We start from the raw sequence: 18,640 nt of genomic DNA, 5'->3' as shown, positions 1-18,640 counted from the left end.
ATGACCGGAACGATCGCAGCCGCGTGGCTTCCCCGCATGTTGCACCCCGGCGCATGGTGGGTGTGGGCGCTCGGGCTGGCGACCGCTGCCAGTCGCACTACCAACCCACTTTTGCTCGGGCTGATCCTGGCCGTTGTCGGAGTCGTCGTCGCCGCTCGAAAGCCTGATGCACCGTGGGCCCGTTCCTTCGTCGTCTTCCTCAAGCTCGGTCTGTTCGTCGTGGCGGTGAGGCTTGTCTTTCAGGTAGTGCTTGGCACACCGATGGGTGAGCACGTGCTGTTCTCGCTGCCCGTCGTCCCGCTGCCAAGTTGGCTCGCTTCACTTCGACTCGGCGGGGACATCACCGCCGAGTCGGTCATCTTTGCTGCCTGTGATGGCTTGCGGTTGGCAGTTCTGCTCGCCTGTGTCGGCGCCGCCAATTCGCTGGCGTCGCCGAGTCGACTACTCAAGGCGATGCCAGCCGCCATGTACGAGGTCGGAGTGGCCGTCGTTGTCGCGATGACCTTTGCTCCGCAGTTGGTGACCGACCTAGGCCGAGTCAGGCAGGCACGCCGTTTGCGAGGACGCCCGGACCGCGGTCTACGCGGTGCCGCCGGCTCGGCCATGCCGGTGTTCGAGGGGGCACTTGACCGAGCCGTCACCCTGGCGGCCGCGATGGACGCGCGCGGATACGGTCGAACGGGCTACTTGCCAGTGGCGGTTCGGAGGCTGACCGCCGGTCTGGTGATCGGCGGGTTGATCGGGGTGTGCATTGGTCTGTTCGGACTACTGAATTCCACCGCCGCACCTTTGCTCGGCGCGCCAGCACTGATCGTCGGGCTGGCGGCTGCGGTGGTTGGCCTGTGGCTCGGCGGGCGTCGATCAATCCGCACTCGCTACCGACCTGACCCATGGAAGCTGCCCGAGACGCTCGTTTCCCTGTGCGGGATCGCTGCGGCGATCGGGATGTTCGTCGCAGGCTCACTGAATCCAGCGTCGATCGCGATTTCGGTGACACCGCTGCTGTGGCCGGCACTGCCGCTCGCCGCCCTGATCGGGATCTTGATCGCAGTCGCACCGGCGGTCATTGCTCCAGCCCTGCCAGTTGCGGTGTCAACCCGCAAGCCGCGGCCTTCGTCGGCCAACGCCACGGCTCCGGCAACCAGCACGCAGCAGGTCACGTTGTGATCACCTTCGAGCATGTGTCGGTAACGTATCCGCAGGCGCCAACAGCAACCCTGACCGATGTGAACCTGCGGATCCTGGAAGGCGAACTCGCCCTGCTGGTTGGTCGAACCGGCAGCGGCAAGTCGACGATCTTGCGGGCCATCAACGGGCTAGTACCCCATTTCAGCGGCGGCTTGCTGGAGGGTCGGGTATCGGTTGACGGCCGCGACACCCAAACCAACCCACCCCGCGAACTCGCCGACGTGGTCGGTTTCGTTCCGCAGGATCCGATGAGCGGATTTGTCACCGACACGGTGGAGGAAGAGCTCGCCTACGGTATGGAGACCCTGGGCTTCGACCCACAGACCATGCGACGGCGAGTCGAGGAGACCCTTGACTTGCTTGGCTTGACCGAACTGCGGGACCGATCGCTGTTGTCGCTTTCTGGGGGCCAGCGTCAACGCGCAGCAATCGGTGCGGTGCTGACCACCCATCCCAGTGTGCTGGTGTTGGACGAGCCAACCAGCGCGCTGGACCCGGGTGCCGCCGAAGAGGTCCTCGCCGCGATTCAACGGTTGGTGTTCGATCTCGGACTGACGGTCTTGCTGGCCGAACACCGCTTGGAGCGCGTCGTGCAATACGCAGACAGACTCGTCATTGTCGAGGACGGCGCGGTCCGTACCGGCCACCCGCAGGAACTGCTGATCGATTCTCCCGTCGCTCCCCCGGTCGTCGAACTCGGCCGCCGCATGGATTGGCGACCCCTGCCGCTGTCAGTTCGCGATGCCCGTCGGGCATCCTCACCGTGGCGGGCGGCTCTGCGGCGGGAAATGCTGGATGTGGAACCGGCCGCCGCAGTCCCAGCACCGCGACCGCTGAAACGCGACCTGACCAGCGGCACCGGGCCTGATCCGAGTGGAGCGATCGTGGGTGACGCCACCCACGTGAGCATCCGCTACGGACACTTCGTCGCAGTTTCGGATCTGACGCTGCATCTGCGACGCGGAGAAGTCACCGCCGTCATGGGTCGCAATGGTGCCGGCAAGTCGACTTTGCTCAACTCGCTCGTCGGTCTGCTCGCGCCAAACCACGGACGTGTGCGGGTGGGACACGATTTGGTCGATCCGGCGGGACTGCGCGGTGCGGAACTGATTCGGCGGGTTGGCCTGGTCCCGCAACAGGCCAGCGACATGCTCTACGCCGCCACGGTTGACGACGAGTGCGCGGCCGCCGACCGGGACGCCGGCGGAAGTCCCGGTGCTGCCAGGGCCCTGCTAGACAAGTTCGCACCCGGAATCGACGGGGCAACACATCCACGTGACCTCTCCGAGGGTCAGCGTCTGTCGCTGGTCTTGGCCGTAGTGCTATCCGCGCGACCCGCATTGGTCCTGCTCGATGAGCCAACCCGTGGCTTGGACTATCCAGGGAAGGTGAGCTTTACGGCGGTTCTCCGCGAGCTTGCCGCCGAGGGCCACGCGATCGTGATGTCGACCCACGACGTGGAACTGGTGGCGGCCGCCGCTGACCGTGTGGTGATCATGGCCGACGGCGAGATAGTGGCCGACGGACCGACGCGGTCGATTGTCGTCTCGTCGCCGATGTTCGCCCCGCAGATCAGCAAGGTCATGCGTCCGTTGCCGATGTTGACGGTGACCGATGCGGTCGATCAGATGCGAAGGGTGCAGCCACGATGACCGACTACACGCGCGGGGTACACCTGGGCTACCGGTCGGCAATCGTGCTGTCGTTGGTCTCCGTCGTAGGCGTGGTGGCGTTCACGTGGCCGCTGCTCGCCGGTGCGCAGAGCACAGCGGTCGCTCACTCCAAGGATGCGCCGTGGCTCTTCGCCATGCTGCTACCGCTGGTCTTGGCGGTGGTGCTCGCCCAGGTCGCCGATGGTGGGATCGACGCCAAAGGCGTGGCGATGCTCGGCGTTCTGGCCGCGGTAGGTACCGCATTGCGTCCACTGGGAACGGGCATCGCCGGTTTCGAGCCGGTCTTCATCCTGTTGGCGCTGGGCGGTCGAGCCATGGGACGGGGCTTTGGTTTTGCCCTCGGCACGATCACGCTGTTCAGTTCCGCTGTGCTCACTGGTGGAGTCGGGCCCTGGTTGCCGTTTCAGATGATCGCCGCGGGTTGGTTCGGTTTCGGTGCTGGTTGCCTACCCGCGCGGTTGCGAGGTCGGGCGGAGATCTTCGCCCTCGCGGCCTACGGCGCCATCGCGGCCTTGGTGTACGGATTACTGCTCAACTTGTCCTTCTGGCCGTGGGCCGTCGGACTCGGTTCGCAGATCTCCTACGTTCCGGGAGCGCCGCTGCCGGAGAATCTGCAGCGGTGGATCGCCTTTGACATCACTACCTCGCTGGGCTTCGACATTCCGCGCGCCGTCATCACCGCCGTGGCGATCCTGCTACTGGGCAGACCCGTCCTGTTCGCTCTGCGCCGGGCTACGCGAAGGGCTGCCTTCGGCGCGATACCGGACTTCTCGCCCGCAGGTCTACCCTCGGACTCGAAACCACTGCACCCGATAGCCGATGCCGAGGAGGCCAGGTGAGTTCGCCATCCACGTGGCTTCAGCCGGTGTCCGCTCCCGCTGGCCCGCTGGGCGACCTAGCCCCCATTGCACGCTGGCACGCCGACGTGGGCGACCCCGATCAATCGATCGACAGCATCCCGCTGATCGTTGGAGCCTCGGCAGCCGCGGTACCAGCGGCGGCGCTGTGCGCGGTGATTCTTTCCCGGGACGCAGCTTCAGTCACGCCCGATTCGTTTGACGACGACAACCGGCTCAATCACCAGCGATGGATGAGTGACTGCGCCGACATCCGCAACGAGATTCGACGCCTGGAACCTGTACGCGACGATCCTGCCGCTTTGCTCGCAGCCGTCGATCCGCACATCGCCCGGCTGGCAGCCGACCTACGTGACCTGTCAGACCAGGCGCAGGCCACCTTGGTCGATGGCCCGGTCTGCGCGGCAGCGGTTCTGTTGGCGCACGAGCAAACGCCCGAGGTCCTACGATGGATTCGCCCGGTGCAGATCGGGACAACGCCCACCGAAACCCTCACCTGGGACTATCTGCGCGTGGACCCGATCCTCGCGGTGCACACCCGACTTGTCGACGGTGAGCTAGCAGATCTGGCAAGGCAAACGATCGCGACCTCTGTTGCGTTGGCCGAGGCTTACCGCGGGTCAGCGTCGACAAACGGTGGGGACACCACCTGAGCGCCACAGCTGCGACCACGAACATCAATGCTGACCGAATCACCGACGCCGATATCCGAGTTGAGGAAGGCCAACGCGATCCCCTCCCGGGCCGTCGGCGAGAAGGTCCCGCTGGTGATGACACCAACCGCCTGACCATTCGCACCAGCGCCCGACTCCCCCTGCCCGACAGCACGAACCACCATGCCCTCTCGCGGGATCGCCCGCTCGGTGCACCGCAGTCCTCGCAGTCGCACCGCTGGGCCGTCGGCTCGCCGGGCGACCAGAGCCTCTTTGCCAGCAAAGGTTGGTTTGTCCCAGCCCACAGCCCAGTTCAGACCTGCCTCCACCGGCGTGATGTCCGGACTGAGTTCGTGGCCGTGCAACGGGTAGCCCATCTCCGTACGCAGGGTGTCGCGAGCACCGAGGCCACAGGCAAGCCCGCCTGCGTCGGCTACCGCCGCCAATGCCTGCGCCCACACCTGCTCGGCAACGGACTGGTCGACGATCAACTCGAACCCGCGCTCGCCGGTATAGCCGCTGCGAGCCACCACCACAGCTGACCCACCAATGGTGGCGTCCACAAAACGCATGTAGCCCAGGTCGGTCGGCAGCCCAAGGGATTCCACCACCACTGCGGCCGCGGGACCCTGGACCGCGATAATCGCCGACGTTGATGAGAGATCCTCGACCTCAACCGGACCGGAAGCAACCTCGACAAATGCTGCAAGAACCGCTGCCGTGTTCGATGCGTTTGGCACGAGCAGAACCTCGTCGGACGAACGGAGGTACACGAGCAGATCGTCGATCACGCCGCCGCGTTCGTTGCATAGCAAGCTGTACTGGGCCTGTCCCGGCTCAATACGAGCGAGGTCGTTTGTGAGCACGGAGTTGACCAGGTCGCTAGCGCCGTGCCCAGTCAATCGCACGGTTCCCATGTGGGAGACGTCAAAAATCCCGACCGATTCGCGGACGGCTCGGTGCTCGGCGAGAACCCCACCGCCAGCGAATTCCAGCGGCATCAACCAGCCCCCGAAGTCGGCGAACTTTGCTCCCTGACCCTGGTGTGCGGCAGCTAGTGGCCCCTGTTGTGACATGCGAACGACGGTACCCCCCTGGCCGCATCTCCACACTAAACGGTCAGCCCAGCCAGATACAGTCGGCGGAAACAACCGGCCGTGACAATTAGGTCGTCGCAAACCCGAACGGAAGGCACATCAGTGAGCACTGTGCGGCTAGCACCAGCCAAACCAGCCGGTCTCAATGCAGACGCGTTAGTCGTATCCATTGCAGTGGGCGGTGGGCGCGAGCACAAGATGATCATTCCTGCCGCGACGGGACTGAGTCCCGCCCAACGCCGCAAGCTCCTTGATGCTTTGACCTTGGTCTCTGCCAAAGCCGTTGCGGGCGAGGTCACCAAGGTCCCGGGGATCGAGGGGATCAGTGCCCCGCTAGTGGTGGCCGTTGGGCTCGGTGTCACTGAAGCCGCCGTGACCGACGAAGACTTACGCCGCGCAGCAGGGGTCGCGATGCTGGCGCTAGGTGACATCAAGAAGGTCGCCATCGCTACCTCCGCCGTCACCCCGAGCGCTGTGGCCGCGATCGCGCAGGGCGCGCTACTGGGCACTTACCGGTTCGAGCAGTTCCGTGGATCCGGAACAGCGGTGCGGGTCCGTGGGCCGCGGTCCATCACGATCGCGACCTCCGCGAGTCAGGATCGCCACGTTCGCGAAGCCGTCCGACAAGCCGAGACCATCGCCAGCGAGGTCATGGTGGCTCGTGATCTGGTGAATACTCCCCCGTCCGCGCTACACCCCGCCGAGCTGGCCGACGCAGCCATCGCGGCGGTCGCCGGCCTGGATGTGACGTCTGAAGTTCTCGACGAGACGGGTCTGCAGGAGGGCGGCTACGGTGGGATCGTCGCTGTGGGGCAGGGATCGGCTAATGCCCCGAGGCTCGTGCGGCTCAGCTACCGACCACCTCGGGCGAAGGTCCACGTGGCACTGGTCGGGAAGGGAATCACGTTCGACTCCGGCGGACTGTCGCTCAAACCCCCCGGTGCGATGGAGACGATGAAGTCGGATATGGGTGGTGCCGCCGCAGTCATAGCCGCCACTGCGGCAATCGCCCGGCTCGGGATCGCAGCATCGGTAACGACGTACGCAGCCTGCGCCGAGAACATGCCAAGTGGCACGGCCCAGCGCCCCGGCGACGTCCTGACCACCTACGGCGGCAAAACAGTCGAGGTGCTCAACACAGACGCCGAAGGTCGGCTGGTCTTGGCCGATGCGCTCGTGCGCGCCGCCGAGGATGAGCCCGACTACATCGTCGACGTGGCAACGCTGACCGGTGCCCAGATCGTCGCTCTCGGCACGCGCGTGTCGGCGGTGATGTCCAACGACGACGACCTGCGCGACGACGTGGTCCGCGCCGCTGAGAAGTGCGGCGAGCAATTTTGGCCCATGCCGTTGCCGCACGAGTTGCGCAAGGCATTGGACTCTCCCATCGCCGACTTGGCAAACATCGGGGATCGGATGGGCGGCATGCTGTCAGCAGGGCTATTCCTGCAGGAGTTCATCGACCCGGAAACCCCCTGGGCTCACCTGGACATCGCCGGGCCTTCGTTCAACGAGGGCGAACCGCACGGCTACACCCCCAAGGGCGGCACCGGCGTCGCGGTGCGAACCCTGGTGCAACTCGTCCGAGATTTGGCGGATGCGAACGCACGCTGACCAACCAGCGGTTGGAAGCAGGCCACTCAGGTGAAAGGATGAACGCAGCAAACTTCCAACCCAGCCATCCACGACGGGAGCAGGTGGACGTAACAGTGTCCGAAGGCAAAGCAGATGTCGTCATTCTCGGTGGAGGCAGCGGCGGCTACGCATGCGCGCTTCGGTCCGCCGAGCTAGGGCTGTCAGTCATTTTGGTCGAAGAAGCCGAACTCGGCGGAACGTGCCTGCACCGCGGCTGCATCCCCACCAAGGCTCTGCTCCATTCGGCCGAGGTCGCCGATTCAGCTCGAGAGAGCGCATCGTTCGGGGTGCAAACCACCCTCGATGGCATCGATATGCCGGCGGTTCTCAAGTACAAAGACGGCGTCGTCGCCCGGCTGTACAAAGGCCTGCAGGGTCTGATCAAAGCTCGCGGTGTCACGTTCGTGCAAGGCCGAGGCACCTTGGTCGATGGCCACACAGTCGAGGTTGACGGGCAGCACTACACCGGCGAGCACGTGGTGATCGGAACTGGTTCCTACGCCCGAACCCTGCCTGGCCTTGAGATCGGTAACCGGATCCTCACCAGCGATCAAGCCCTGGAACTTACCTCCGTGCCGGAGCGGGTCGTCGTACTCGGCGGTGGCGTGATCGGCGTTGAGTTCGCCAGCGTCTGGCGATCGTTCGGTTCCGAGGTGACGATCGTGGAGGCGCTGCCCCGCCTCGTCGCAGCCGAGGATCCCGCCGCCTCCAAGGCCCTCGAACGGGCGTTCCGCAAGCGGGGAATCAAGTTCCTGACCGGCGTGCTTTTCGCCGGGGCGACTGAGACCGCAGACGGCATCGACATCAAGCTTGAAGACGGCACCGCGATCGAGGCAGACCTGCTACTCGTTGCAGTCGGCCGCGGACCTCGCACCGAGGGCTTGGGCTACGAGCAGGCTGGCATCACCGTGGATCGTGGATTCGTCATCACCGATGAACGACTGCACACCAGCGTCGCGAGCGTTTACGCAGTTGGGGACATAGTGCCCGGACTCCAACTGGCCCACCGCGGATTCGCCCAGGGCATCTTCGTGGCCGAGGACATCGCCGGACTCAACCCACGCACAATCGACGAGGCAGGGATTCCGCGGGTGACCTACTGCGAGCCCGAGGTCGCCAGCGTCGGCCTTAACGAGGACGTCGCCAAGACCCGCTACGGCGCCGACGAGGTCGAGACCTACGAGTACAACCTCGGCGGGAATGGCAAGAGTCAGATCCTCGGAACTGCCGGATTCGTCAAACTCGTTCGTCGCAAGGATGGTCCGATTGTGGGCGTCCATCTGGTTGGCAGCCGCGTCGGGGAAATGATCGGTGAGGCCCAACTCATCGTAAATTGGGAAGCCGAAGCTGAAGACGTTGCCGCTCTGATCCACGCTCACCCGACCCAGGGCGAAGCGCTCGGCGAGGCGACCTTGGCGCTGGCTGGCAAACCTTTGCACGCACACGCGTAGTGAGACTGACCGCTAACGACCTTCGACCGAGTCACGACTAGTTAGGGGCACACACCATGGCCGTCTCCATCACCATGCCGCAGCTCGGTGAGAGCGTCACCGAAGGCACGGTCACCCGGTGGCTCAAGGACGTCGGCGACACAGTCGAGATGGACGAGCCGCTACTTGAGGTGAGCACCGACAAGGTCGACACCGAGATCCCCTCTCCGGCTGCTGGCGTGCTGTTGGCCATCAAGGCCGTTGAGGACGAGGTGGTCGAGGTCGGCGCGGAACTCGCCGTCGTCGGGGACGCTTCGGAAGCCGAGGCCGGTTCTGCCGAGGCAAGCCCCGCTCCGGCAGCCACCGCTGAAGAACCCGAACCAGCGCCGGCGCCCGCAGCTGCCACCCCAGCACCCGCGCCGGCCGAGGCCGAGCCGACTGCAGCGCCAGCGGCTGCGTCTGCTCCTGTCCCTGCGTCCGACGAGTCGACGGCCGGTGCCCCGCCTGCGGGGAGCGCGCCAGCTCCTGCCACCAGCACCCCCATCTCCCTACCTGCTCTCGGTGAGAGCGTCACCGAAGGAACCGTCACCCGGTGGTTGAAGCAGGTCGGCGATTCTGTCGACGTCGACGAGGCGCTCGTGGAGGTCAGCACAGACAAGGTCGACACGGAGATCCCGTCGCCGGTCGCAGGAACCCTCGCCGAGATCCTGGTGAATGAGGACGAGACGGTCGATGTCGGATCCACGTTGGCGACGGTGTCGACGGGCAGCAGTGAACCGTCACCAACCACCACTGCGGCTCCGGAATCACCCGCCCCAGCCACCGCTGGCACCGCGTCCGCGACGCCCCCTCCGGAACCGGCTTCCGACGCAGGAGCCGAGGAACATTCCACTTACGCCAGTCCCATCGTCCGCAAACTCGCGCGCGAGCGTGGGGTGGATCTGGCTGCCGTTGGGCCATCGCAATCAGATGGCCGCCTGACCAAGGCCGACGTGCTTGCGGCCACGGCTACGACCGGCGGCCCCGCGGCCACCACGCCAGCAGCACCTGCGTCAACCCCGGCCGCCACGCCACCACCAGCGCCCGCCGCCTCGCCGACCTCCGCGACGGTCGACCGCGCCGGAGCGGTTCCCGCAGCTACGACGCCAGCCGCGACCGGAGACACCGCACGCGGCCAGACGGTGCCGATGTCGCGGTTGCGTCGCGTCATCGCCGAGCGCATGGTCGAGTCCCTCCACGTGTCAGCACAACTGACAACTGTCGTGGAGATCGATGTCAGCCAAATCGCCGCGATTCGCGATCGGGCCAAGGTCGCATTCCGTCAGCGTGAAGGCGTCTCACTTACCTACCTGCCCTTCTTTGCCCGAGCTGCTCTGGAGGCGCTGAAGTCGTACCCAACGATCAACGCCTCGGTCGACTCAGACAACGCGACGGTCACCTTCCACGACAGCGAGCATCTCGGCGTCGCGGTGGATACCGATCGAGGACTACTGGTACCCGTTGTTCACAACGCCAGCGACTTGACGCTCGCCGGCTTGGCCCGCCGGATCGCCGACTTGGCCGAGCGCACTCGGACTGGCAGGGTCGGCCCGGATGACCTGTCGGGCGGAACATTCACACTGACCAACACGGGCAGCCGCGGTGCTCTGTTCGACACCCCGATCATCAATCAGCCACAGGTGGCCATCCTGGCAACCGGCGCAGTCGTGAAGCGACCCATCGTCATGGCCGGGATCCAGGGTGAAGACGTCCTGGCGATCCGGTCAATGGCCTACTTCGCTTTAACGTACGACCACCGAATTGTCGATGGCGCCGATGCGGCCCGCTACCTCAGCGCCGTCAAGGCTCGACTGGAAGCCGCCGAGTTCGAAGCCGAGGCCGGCCTATGAAACAGCTGAGAGTCGCCATTACCGGCGCCTCTGGCCTGATCGGGTCTGACCTGGCCGCCACGCTCACTGATGACGGGCACCGGGTGATCAAGATGGTGCGCCGCGCCCCGAGCGCCCCAGACGAAGTTCGGTGGGACCCAGATTCCGGCGAGGTTGACCTCGCGGGCCTCAGCGGTGTCGACGCGATCGTGCACCTCGCTGGTGCTGGCGTCGGCGACCACCGCTGGACCGACAGCTACAAGACCGAGATTCTCAACTCGCGGGTCAATGGAACCCAGGCCATGGCGCGGGCGGCCGCCCAGCTCGACCCCAAACCGGCGGTCTTCTTGTGCGCCTCAGCAATCGGCTACTACGGCGACCGCGGCGATCTTGAACTTGACGAGGACTCGTCGAAGGGAGTCGGGTTCCTCTCCGACGTCGTCGCAGACTGGGAGCAGGCGTGCGAACCGGCACGTCAGGCAGGCATCCGCGTTGTGAACACCCGGACCGGTTTGGTTGTCAGTGAACGCGGCGGGGCGTGGGAGAAACTACTCAAACAGTTCAAGCTCGGCGCCGGCGGCCGTCTCGGCTCTGGCAACCAGTATCAGGCGTTCATCTCACTGCGCGACGAGGTTCGCGCCCTCGAATTCTTGATCAACCACGGCTCCCTCGACGGTCCGGTGAACCTCACCGCACCCAATCCCGTGACCAACAAAGTCTCCACCCAGGCTCTTGCGTCCCTGCTCGGAAAACCGGCAATCATCCCCGCACCGGCCTTCGCGTTGAAGATCGCCCTCGGCGAGTTCGCCAGCGATGTCCTCTCCAGCGCCAGGGTGCTACCGAAGAAGCTGGAAAAGGCTGGGTTCCATTGGGATGACCCGACCATCCACGATGCCCTCAAGCAAATCATCTAACCCCGTTTCGAAAGGCGCGAGCCGTCCTAAGCGGCTTCAACGGAATAGATGCGCCAACCGCCTGATCCCGTCGACGTGGATTCGTCACTCGGCGTGAGCCGGACACGCCATACCAACTCACTGCGAGCCGCAACCTTCGACACGGTCGCGCCGGTGGAAGCCGAGACCAACTGGTAGGCCGGGCGTCGATCCGTGACGACGAGCCTGATTCGCTCCGCACTCTGTTGCTTCACCTCGACTCGCTCGATCACGGTGGCCAGGCCGCGTGCCCGAAGTCCCGACACCGACAGTTTGTTCAGCATTCGGCGATCGGCGACCCAGGCTGGCGAATCGGCGACATTCACCCGGTCGAGCAACGTCGCATCGCCGGTCTCGAAAGCGCGACTGCGACTGGAATCCAGGTCCGAGACGACGGCCTGCCAGTCGGTAGCTGAACGACCTGGCTGTGGCGTGCCGATCGAGGACGCAGCTGCCGACGCTGGCTGTTCCTCCGACGGCCGAGTGGTCGCATCGGCCGTTGGTGTTGCCGACGCCGAGGAACCCGGACCCGTCGTGGCTGATTCGGTCGTGGACGGGTCGGCAACTGGGGACGCGGTGACCTCGCCTTCTGGCGGTTCGGCGGCGGCTACAATCTCGTTCGGAGCGCCTTGGGCAAGAGCGCCGAAACCAACAGCCGCCACTAGCACGCCGGCGGCGAGGATCACAATTCTTCGCCGAGTGGCCAAGGCCTGCACGTTCTGAAGAACCCGGGTGATGCCGGAATCGTCGCGGCTTGAACCAGGCTCACCGGGTGGTTGCGACGAAGTGCGATGTGCCCGCGGCGAGCGCAGAGCAGGCCCTGCCCCTGTTCTTCCCTGCCGTTCGGCAGTCGACGCTCCCGTTGCCGACGACGGTCCGTGCCCAGCCTCATCGGCACTTGCGCCCAGGACTCGTTGTGGCCCATCGGTCTTGGTCATGGCCTGAGCTACGACAGTCGCAACCAACTTTCTGTCCGAGTCCACGGCAAGGCATTCGCGTATGGCCTGCGGATCAACAGAAGTCGACATGAGCAGCCGCGCCAGCGCTGCCCCAACCACTTGCCCACCGATGAGTCGGCGCGCCATCGCGACGAGTTCTTCCGTGGCCCGAACGTCATCGACGGACGGCTCATCGACGACAGCTGGACCCCAGGTGACAGCGCCACTTTGTTGCAACGAAACCGATTGCTCGGACAGCGGGGGCATTGGGTCTCCCGCAGTCGATCGCTCCTCGATGAGCCCGGCGAGCTGATAGACCACCTCGGCGATGACCAGCCCTTCCAATTCAAGACCGAGGCCACCGAGCTCGGCAACCGCGAAGCAACGATCCGTCCGCGGACTTGGAGCCGCCGGCAGCGGCCCGGAGCTGGGATTATCGGGACGGAAAGCACGGTCATTGCCCGACCAGGGTTGCTGTCCAGAGGCCTGCCACCTGCTGGGGTCGTGTCTATCTGCCATGCCGCAAGCCTGCAGGAATCTGCGCAGGGGTGGCGTCAGCTATCCACAGGGGGTGAGTCAGGTGCCCGAGTCCGGTGGGGCATTGCGTCGAACCTGGTCGATCAGAGTCGCCACAACCGGCGCCGACGCCACGTAGGTGGTCGCATCGTGGAAGCCGTCGGTACCGGAATAGCCAAGACCCGCCGAGATGAAGGAATCGACGGCTGTCGGGAAACGATTGCTGACGCCGCGCTGCCAGGGCACCGGGTCCCTGGTGTTCACGACGTTGAGCCAGCCGCCGACCCGGGCAAAGGGGAACCCATCGCTGCCCTCCCAGGGCTGACCCCAGAAATGCCGCACACCCAGCGGACTGCCGAAGGTGATGAGCATGGCAACACGCATATCGCGCAGGTGGAGTGCGTCCAACGCCACCACCGAGCCCAAACTGTGGGCAAACAGGAGGATGTCGTCATCGATCTGACGAATGGTCTCGCTGACGTGGTCGAGCACCGCTGCCCGCAGTCCGAGATCGTGGCGGTAGTGACCTGCCTGGCGCATGTCGAGAACCGGCGCACGCACCATGAGCTCGCCCGGGATGAGGATCGGCCGAGGCCAACGCGGTGCCGCCACTACGCCGCTAGCCGCGAGCGCGACCTGACGAATCCGCTGCTGGTTCCGGTAGTAGCCCACCCGCTCGTCGGCGCGACTCTGCTCGCCCTCGCTGGAACCAAACAGATGGTCGGCCGATCGCCGACGGATCGGCCCGGCCCGTCGAACCTGATGGTCGAAGTCGAGAGTGACCGTGTCGAGGCTCGCGGCCAGCTCGACATCGGTGGTGCCCACTGCTCGACGGAGCGCGTCGTCCCAGCCTGCTTGCGAGCCACCCACTCCGTGCAGAAACACCGCTGTGGTCACCGGGCAATTGTGCCCGTTGTGCCAGCGGCTGAGTCGTCAGGCCGCTACCGAATGCAGCGACCCCGGCGTAACGTGTCCCTGTGACCGACGCCGTGGACCAGCAGCTGATTGTGCGCCGGGTGAGCCTCGGAACCGAACTGATCGATTACCGACAGGGCTGGGAACTGCAGCGGCAGATCCACGCTGCGGTCTGCAGCAACGAACTTCCCCCAACAATCATCCTGCTTGAGCACGCCGAGGTCTTTACCGCAGGCAAGCGCACCCAGCCCTCCGATCGGCCAACGGACGGCAGCGAGGTCGTGGAAGTCGACCGCGGTGGGCGGATCACCTGGCATGGGCCAGGCCAACTCGTGTGCTACCCGATCGTTCGGCTGCCGCAACCGTTCGATGTGGTGGCCCATGTTCGTCGCCTGGAGGAGGCTGCCATCCGAACATGTGCAGACTTCGGCGTTGACGGCCACCGAATCGACGGCCGCAGTGGGGTCTGGGTAACCGCCGACGCGCAGACCCCGCCGCCGCACGTCGACAAGAAGATCGCGGCCGTTGGAGTAAGGGTCGCTCGTGGCGTCACCATGCACGGACTAGCGATCAACGTCGACTGTGACCTCACCTGGGCTCAACGAGTGGTTGCCTGCGGGATTACCGATGCTTCGGTCACATCGCTGACTGCCGAACTCCAGCAGCGGACGGGCAACGAACGGCAGGCCAGCCCGTCGGTGCGTGCAGCCGCCGACCGTCTTGAGTATCACCTTCGCGAGGTGCTGGCCCCCACCCTGCTTGACCGGTCGGCATAGGCTGGCACTGTGCCCGAATCATCCACCGGTACGACTGCGGCCACCGTGACTGCCGATGGCCGCAAGTTGTTGCGCCTCGAGGTCCGGAACTCCGAGGTGGACATCGAGCGCAAGCCGCCGTGGATCAAGACGAAGTTCCGCAACGGACCCAACCACGCGGACATTCGCCGCAGGGTCGCCGATGCTGGACTGCATACGGTCTGCCAAGAGGCTGGGTGCCCGAACATCAGTGAGTGCTGGGAAGACCGCGAGGCAACATTCCTGGTTGGTGGAGACACCTGCTCACGACGCTGCGACTTCTGTCAGATCGGCACCGGAAAGCCGACGCCGCTGGACCGGCATGAACCTCGCCGAGTCGGGGAGTCCGTGGCTGCCATGGGTCTGCGGTACGCGACCGTGACGGGGGTCGCTCGCGATGACCTGCCCGACCAGGGCGCGTGGCTCTACGCCGAAACTGTCCGCCAGATCCACCAGTTGGTTCCCGGTTGTGGAGTGGAGGTGCTGATCCCCGACTTCTCGGGCGAGCCCGAGTTGCTCTCGCAGGTGTTCGACGCCAAACCGGAAGTTCTGGCACACAATCTGGAAACCGTTCCTCGGCTGATGCGCCGGATCCGCCCCGCCTTCACGTACCAACGATCCCTCGATGTGATTACTGCCGCGCGCGAGGCGGGTTTGATCACCAAGTCCAACCTCATCCTGGGCATGGGCGAGGAACGGGATGAAATCGAACAGACGCTGGCTGACCTCGTTGAGGCTGGCTGCCAGTTGATCACGATTACCCAGTACCTGCGCCCATCCACCCTGCACCACCCAGTCGTTCGATGGGCTCCACCGGAGGAGTTCGTCGAACTCGATCAGTTCGCGGTGTCGCTCGGCTTCCTCGGCGTGATGAGTGGCCCACTGGTTCGTTCGTCCTACCGGGCGGGGCGGCTGTATTCGCAGGCGCTCGCCCAGACCACGCACGCAGATGGCTTACCCTTGGCCCATGGCACGTAAGGACGGCAAGCCCGGGCGTCTCGGGCAAATCCGCGAGACCTACAAACTCACCAAACGCAACGATCCGAGGATCGGCTGGATCCTGGCTGGCATCTTCGTCGGGATCGTCGCGGTCTTCGCCATCGCTGGCGTGTTGCTCGGCATGGTCTTCTACTTCATTGCGATCGGCGTCTCACTGGGCGCGCTGGCCGTCACCATCGTGTTCGGACGGCGGGCGGAGCGCTCGGCCTATGCGCAGATCGAGGGTCAACCAGGTGCGGCAGCAGCGGTGCTCAAGTCGCTGAAGAAGGGTTGGTTCGTCACCCCCGCGGTAGCCATCACCAAGAACCAAGACGTGGTTCACCGGGTCGTGGGTCGTCCCGGTGTCATGTTGGTGTCCGAGGGCCCGTCCCACCGCGCGCAGCAAGTGCTGAACAACGAGCGGAAGAAGACCGCTCGCTTTGTGCCGGACATCCCGATCATCGAGATCCAGTCCGGCAACGACGAGGGTCAGATCCCGTTGCGCAAGTTGAACCGCAAGGTCATGAAGCAGAAGCGAAACCTCAAACCGGCGCAGGTCACTGAGGTACGTCGTCGCCTCGACGCCCTCGCCACGCAGCCAATGTCGGCGCCCAAGGGCCCGATGCCCAAGAGCGTCCGAGCCGCTCGCAACCAGCGCGGATAGGCACTGCCCGCTGCACACCGGCTGTCCGGACACGCCCAATTGGCTTAGCCCGCGAAACTACTGTCTGTGATGTGAGTCACTGCCCAATGGACTAACCCACGGTGCGCTGATTGACGCTGACCCACCCTCCGACCGGCACTGACGGGTTCGGTTGTTGCCGAAGCGCCGGCACCGCACGACCGGCGCCTTCACCCTCTGTGAAAAGCGGCCGCAACGGTTCGCGAGGTATTGGCGGGTCTGTCCCTTTTCATCTTCCTATCTTTGTGATTCACCACACGAAGCGGGTGCGTGACCAGTCTTCGGCCGATGTTCGCAGGCTGCGACCAGCAACATGGAGCAGCCAATTCGCCTCACCCATTCAGTACGCTAGGGCACGGCTAGTGCGAACGGACTAGCGCCAATTCGGCCCACCCGTTCAATCGTCGAAAAGCAGGAATCAGAACGAAATTCGCCCTACGGTCAATGTCCATGCCACGAAAAAGATCGCTGTTGATCGCCGGAACGCTGGCCCCAGCAATCGTTATTGGCGGGATCGCACCGGCGACAGGCATCGCCTTTGCCGCGACATCAGCCGCTGCCGTTCAGGCCGCACCGAGTGCTTCCGTGTCACCGACTACCGCTGCGACCGAACCGGCACCTGATCCAACGCCGACACCTACCGATCCAACGCCGGAACCGACCCCGACGAGGCCGCCCATCCAGACCGGACCCAATGGCTCGCTCGTCATTGGCAAGACCCGGAAGGGCCGCAAGATGGTCGCGGTCCGCCAGGGCAACCCCAATGGCAGCCGCGTGATGCTGGTCATCGGCGAGATCCACGGCAATGAGAAGAAGGGCCGCGACATCGTCGCGCAGTTGCGGGGCCGCAACCTAAGCACGACTGGTGCTACTCAACTGTGGACCATCACGTCGATGAACCCTGACGGTGACGCCGCCACCCGCCGATACAACTCACGCGGTGTCGACCTCAACCGGAACTTCCCAACCAACTGGTCGCGCCGCACGGCTGGTGCTGGCCGAGGCCCGGCCAGCGAGCGCGAGACCAAAGCCGTCATGCGCTTCCTCAAGCGGCTGCGTCCAGATGGTGCCTACGTCATGCACCAGGACTGGAACATGGTTCTGGGCTACTGCAACTGGAAAACGCGGCCATACGCCTACCGCTTCGCCAAACTGACCGGTCTCGGTTTGGAGCGTTGCAATCGCGCGTACACCGGCACGATGGGCTCGTGGTTCAACTCCAAACTGCCTGGCTGGATGCTGACCGTCGAACTGCCCAACTCCCGCCGGATTACCCGTTCAAAGACCACCCGCTACACCAATGCGGTCCTCACTCATTTGCGGGAACTGCAGAACCTGGACCGGCGGGCGCCGGCATTGCAGAACATCAAGCGACTGCCACGCAGGTAGTCGCGACGGTGCTCGGGTGTTGAGCGCGCGGCCTATCGGGCCTTGAGGACGACAGTTCCGGCGGCCCGATCGTGCAAACCGCGACCGTCGCGATCCCAAATCACAGCCGGCACCACGAGGCAGATGAGCAACGTCCGCAGCACCGCGAACAGGGGATTGACGTAGGGCCTATTCAGAGCGGCGACCCGGATACCGACAATCCGCTGTCCAAACGATGCCCCACCCAAGACCGTGAAAATCGAGACCACCACAAAGAAGACGCCGAGGGTCGCCATCGCCGAGCCCTGGCTGCCGTAGCTGAATTGCGGAAAGATCAGTTGGGCGACAATTGCGCAGGCAATCCAGTCAATGAAGATCGCACCGATCCGGCGCCCCAGCGTGGCAGCCGAGCCGGGACCGTTCTCCGGCAATCCCAACCGCTCGCCCCGGTATCCCAGTTCGAAGCCCTGATCCTCAAGCGCGGCTCGAGGTCCGGCGATCCAGGTACCAATGTCGCGGCGATCCATGTGATGAGGCTAACTCCCCCGCCGCTCAGGCAGGAATGCAGACCCACGATGATTGACCCGTAACAATCGTGAAACAACCGAGACACCGAGCCGTCATGGCGTGGGTTTACGGTGAGGCAACCGAGTCGCGGTCACAACCGTCCCGGTCAAGGCGTCGCTCCACACCCGGCAGCAGCGTCGAGGACACAATCAAACGCCAGGGAATCGTTCCCCGGCCTCAGGAGGGGTGAATGTCCACGCAATCCGAGCACCCGGATTTCAAAAGCGCCGATGACGTCATGAAGTACATCAAGGATGAGGACGTCGTTTTTGTCGACGTTCGCTTCTGTGATCTTCCTGGTGTTATGCAGCACTTCAACGTGCCAGCCTCGTCGGTTGACAAGTCGCTGTTCGAGGACGGCCAGATGTTCGACGGATCGTCGATTCGCGGTTTCCAGGCGATTCACGAGTCGGACATGAAGCTCATCCCCGACGTCACGAGCGCGTACGTCGATCCCTTCCGGGCCGAGAAGACGCTCATCATCAACTTCTCCATTCGCGATCCGTTCACCGACGAGCCCTACAGCCGCGACCCACGTCAGGTCGCAGC

Annotated in this window: 17 protein-coding genes; 13 read left to right on the top strand and 4 right to left on the bottom strand. The window is 64.7% G+C overall.

The window, feature by feature from the left end; genetic code table 11:
• Genes KAZ48_02395 through KAZ48_02380 form a run of 4 tightly spaced genes read left to right on the top strand, consistent with a single transcriptional unit; the run spans position 1 to position 4,371 of the window.
• Positions 1–1,167, top strand: coding sequence for an energy-coupling factor transporter transmembrane protein EcfT (locus KAZ48_02395; GenBank protein MBP7971622.1), 1,167 nt, complete (start codon positions 1–3; stop codon positions 1,165–1,167).
• A complete protein-coding gene (locus tag KAZ48_02390) occupies positions 1,164–2,840 on the top strand; it encodes an energy-coupling factor ABC transporter ATP-binding protein (protein ID MBP7971621.1) in 1,677 nt (558 codons plus the stop codon). The genes KAZ48_02395 and KAZ48_02390 overlap by 4 nt, the downstream gene beginning before the upstream one ends.
• Positions 2,837–3,700 (top strand): ECF transporter S component, encoded by an 864-nt coding sequence (locus KAZ48_02385; GenBank protein ID MBP7971620.1) that lies wholly within the window; start codon positions 2,837–2,839, stop codon positions 3,698–3,700. Before KAZ48_02390 ends, KAZ48_02385 begins: the two co-directional genes overlap by 4 nt.
• Positions 3,697–4,371, top strand: a complete 675-nt coding sequence (locus tag KAZ48_02380) for a nicotinate-nucleotide--dimethylbenzimidazole phosphoribosyltransferase (GenBank protein MBP7971619.1) — start codon at positions 3,697–3,699, stop codon at positions 4,369–4,371. Before KAZ48_02385 ends, KAZ48_02380 begins: the two co-directional genes overlap by 4 nt.
• Here the strand turns inward: KAZ48_02380 and gcvT are convergent.
• Entirely contained in the window at positions 4,329–5,447 is a 1,119-nt protein-coding gene (gene gcvT / locus KAZ48_02375; GenBank protein ID MBP7971618.1) for a glycine cleavage system aminomethyltransferase GcvT, read from the bottom strand. The genes KAZ48_02380 and gcvT overlap by 43 nt on opposite strands.
• Before the next feature lie 123 nt (positions 5,448–5,570).
• Here gcvT and KAZ48_02370 point away from each other — a divergent pair, with 123 nt between their 5' ends.
• The 4 genes from KAZ48_02370 to KAZ48_02355 are packed head-to-tail and all read left to right on the top strand — an operon-like array spanning position 5,571 to position 11,315.
• The gene (locus KAZ48_02370) at positions 5,571–7,082 is read left to right on the top strand and encodes a leucyl aminopeptidase (protein ID MBP7971617.1); all 1,512 of its coding nucleotides are present in this window, start codon (positions 5,571–5,573) and stop codon (positions 7,080–7,082) included.
• Between the two features lie 38 nt (positions 7,083–7,120).
• Positions 7,121–8,554, top strand: a complete 1,434-nt coding sequence (gene lpdA / locus KAZ48_02365; protein MBP7971616.1) for a dihydrolipoyl dehydrogenase — start codon at positions 7,121–7,123, stop codon at positions 8,552–8,554.
• A gap of 56 nt (positions 8,555–8,610) precedes the next feature.
• Complete coding sequence (gene sucB / locus KAZ48_02360) at positions 8,611–10,422, top strand: 2-oxoglutarate dehydrogenase, E2 component, dihydrolipoamide succinyltransferase (protein MBP7971615.1); 1,812 nt, start codon at positions 8,611–8,613, stop codon at positions 10,420–10,422.
• The gene (locus tag KAZ48_02355) at positions 10,419–11,315 is read left to right on the top strand and encodes a TIGR01777 family oxidoreductase (GenBank protein ID MBP7971614.1); all 897 of its coding nucleotides are present in this window, start codon (positions 10,419–10,421) and stop codon (positions 11,313–11,315) included. Before sucB ends, KAZ48_02355 begins: the two co-directional genes overlap by 4 nt.
• A gap of 26 nt (positions 11,316–11,341) precedes the next feature.
• On the opposite strand, the gene KAZ48_02350 is transcribed toward KAZ48_02355, so the two are convergent.
• Together KAZ48_02350 and KAZ48_02345 are read right to left on the bottom strand one after the other, a co-directional pair.
• Positions 11,342–12,790 carry a hypothetical protein gene (locus KAZ48_02350; protein ID MBP7971613.1) on the bottom strand — a complete coding sequence of 483 codons (1,449 nt, stop codon included), beginning with the start codon at positions 12,788–12,790 and terminating at the stop codon, positions 11,342–11,344.
• Between the two features lie 57 nt (positions 12,791–12,847).
• A complete protein-coding gene (locus KAZ48_02345; protein MBP7971612.1) occupies positions 12,848–13,684 on the bottom strand; it encodes an alpha/beta hydrolase in 837 nt (278 codons plus the stop codon).
• A gap of 80 nt (positions 13,685–13,764) precedes the next feature.
• Here KAZ48_02345 and lipB point away from each other — a divergent pair, with 80 nt between their 5' ends.
• From lipB to KAZ48_02325, 4 genes are all read left to right on the top strand, one after another.
• Positions 13,765–14,478, top strand: coding sequence for a lipoyl(octanoyl) transferase LipB (gene lipB, locus KAZ48_02340; GenBank protein MBP7971611.1), 714 nt, complete (start codon positions 13,765–13,767; stop codon positions 14,476–14,478).
• Between the two features lie 45 nt (positions 14,479–14,523).
• Positions 14,524–15,474: a lipoyl synthase gene (gene lipA / locus KAZ48_02335; protein MBP7971610.1), complete on the top strand. Its 951-nt coding sequence runs from the start codon at positions 14,524–14,526 to the stop codon at positions 15,472–15,474.
• Positions 15,464–16,138, top strand: a complete 675-nt coding sequence (locus tag KAZ48_02330) for a DUF4191 domain-containing protein (protein MBP7971609.1) — start codon at positions 15,464–15,466, stop codon at positions 16,136–16,138. Before lipA ends, KAZ48_02330 begins: the two co-directional genes overlap by 11 nt.
• 468 nt (positions 16,139–16,606) lie before the next feature.
• Positions 16,607–17,545, top strand: a complete 939-nt coding sequence (locus tag KAZ48_02325) for a DUF2817 domain-containing protein (protein ID MBP7971608.1) — start codon at positions 16,607–16,609, stop codon at positions 17,543–17,545.
• Positions 17,546–17,577: 32 nt separating this feature from the next.
• Here the strand turns inward: KAZ48_02325 and KAZ48_02320 are convergent, their stop codons facing one another.
• Positions 17,578–18,051, bottom strand: coding sequence for an RDD family protein (locus tag KAZ48_02320; protein ID MBP7971607.1), 474 nt, complete (start codon positions 18,049–18,051; stop codon positions 17,578–17,580).
• 230 nt (positions 18,052–18,281) lie between these two features.
• Between KAZ48_02320 and KAZ48_02315 the strand changes: the two genes are divergently transcribed.
• Positions 18,282–18,640, top strand: a 359-nt coding sequence (locus KAZ48_02315; protein ID MBP7971606.1) for a glutamine synthetase beta-grasp domain-containing protein, incomplete at its 3' end; no start/stop codon positions are given.

It is taken from the genome of Candidatus Nanopelagicales bacterium (assembly GCA_018003655.1).
GTDB lineage: Bacteria > Actinomycetota > Actinomycetes > S36-B12 > UBA10799 > JAGNDY01.
The sequence above is the reverse complement of the archived record's forward strand: the minus strand, read 5'-3'. Positions and strand labels throughout refer to the sequence as shown.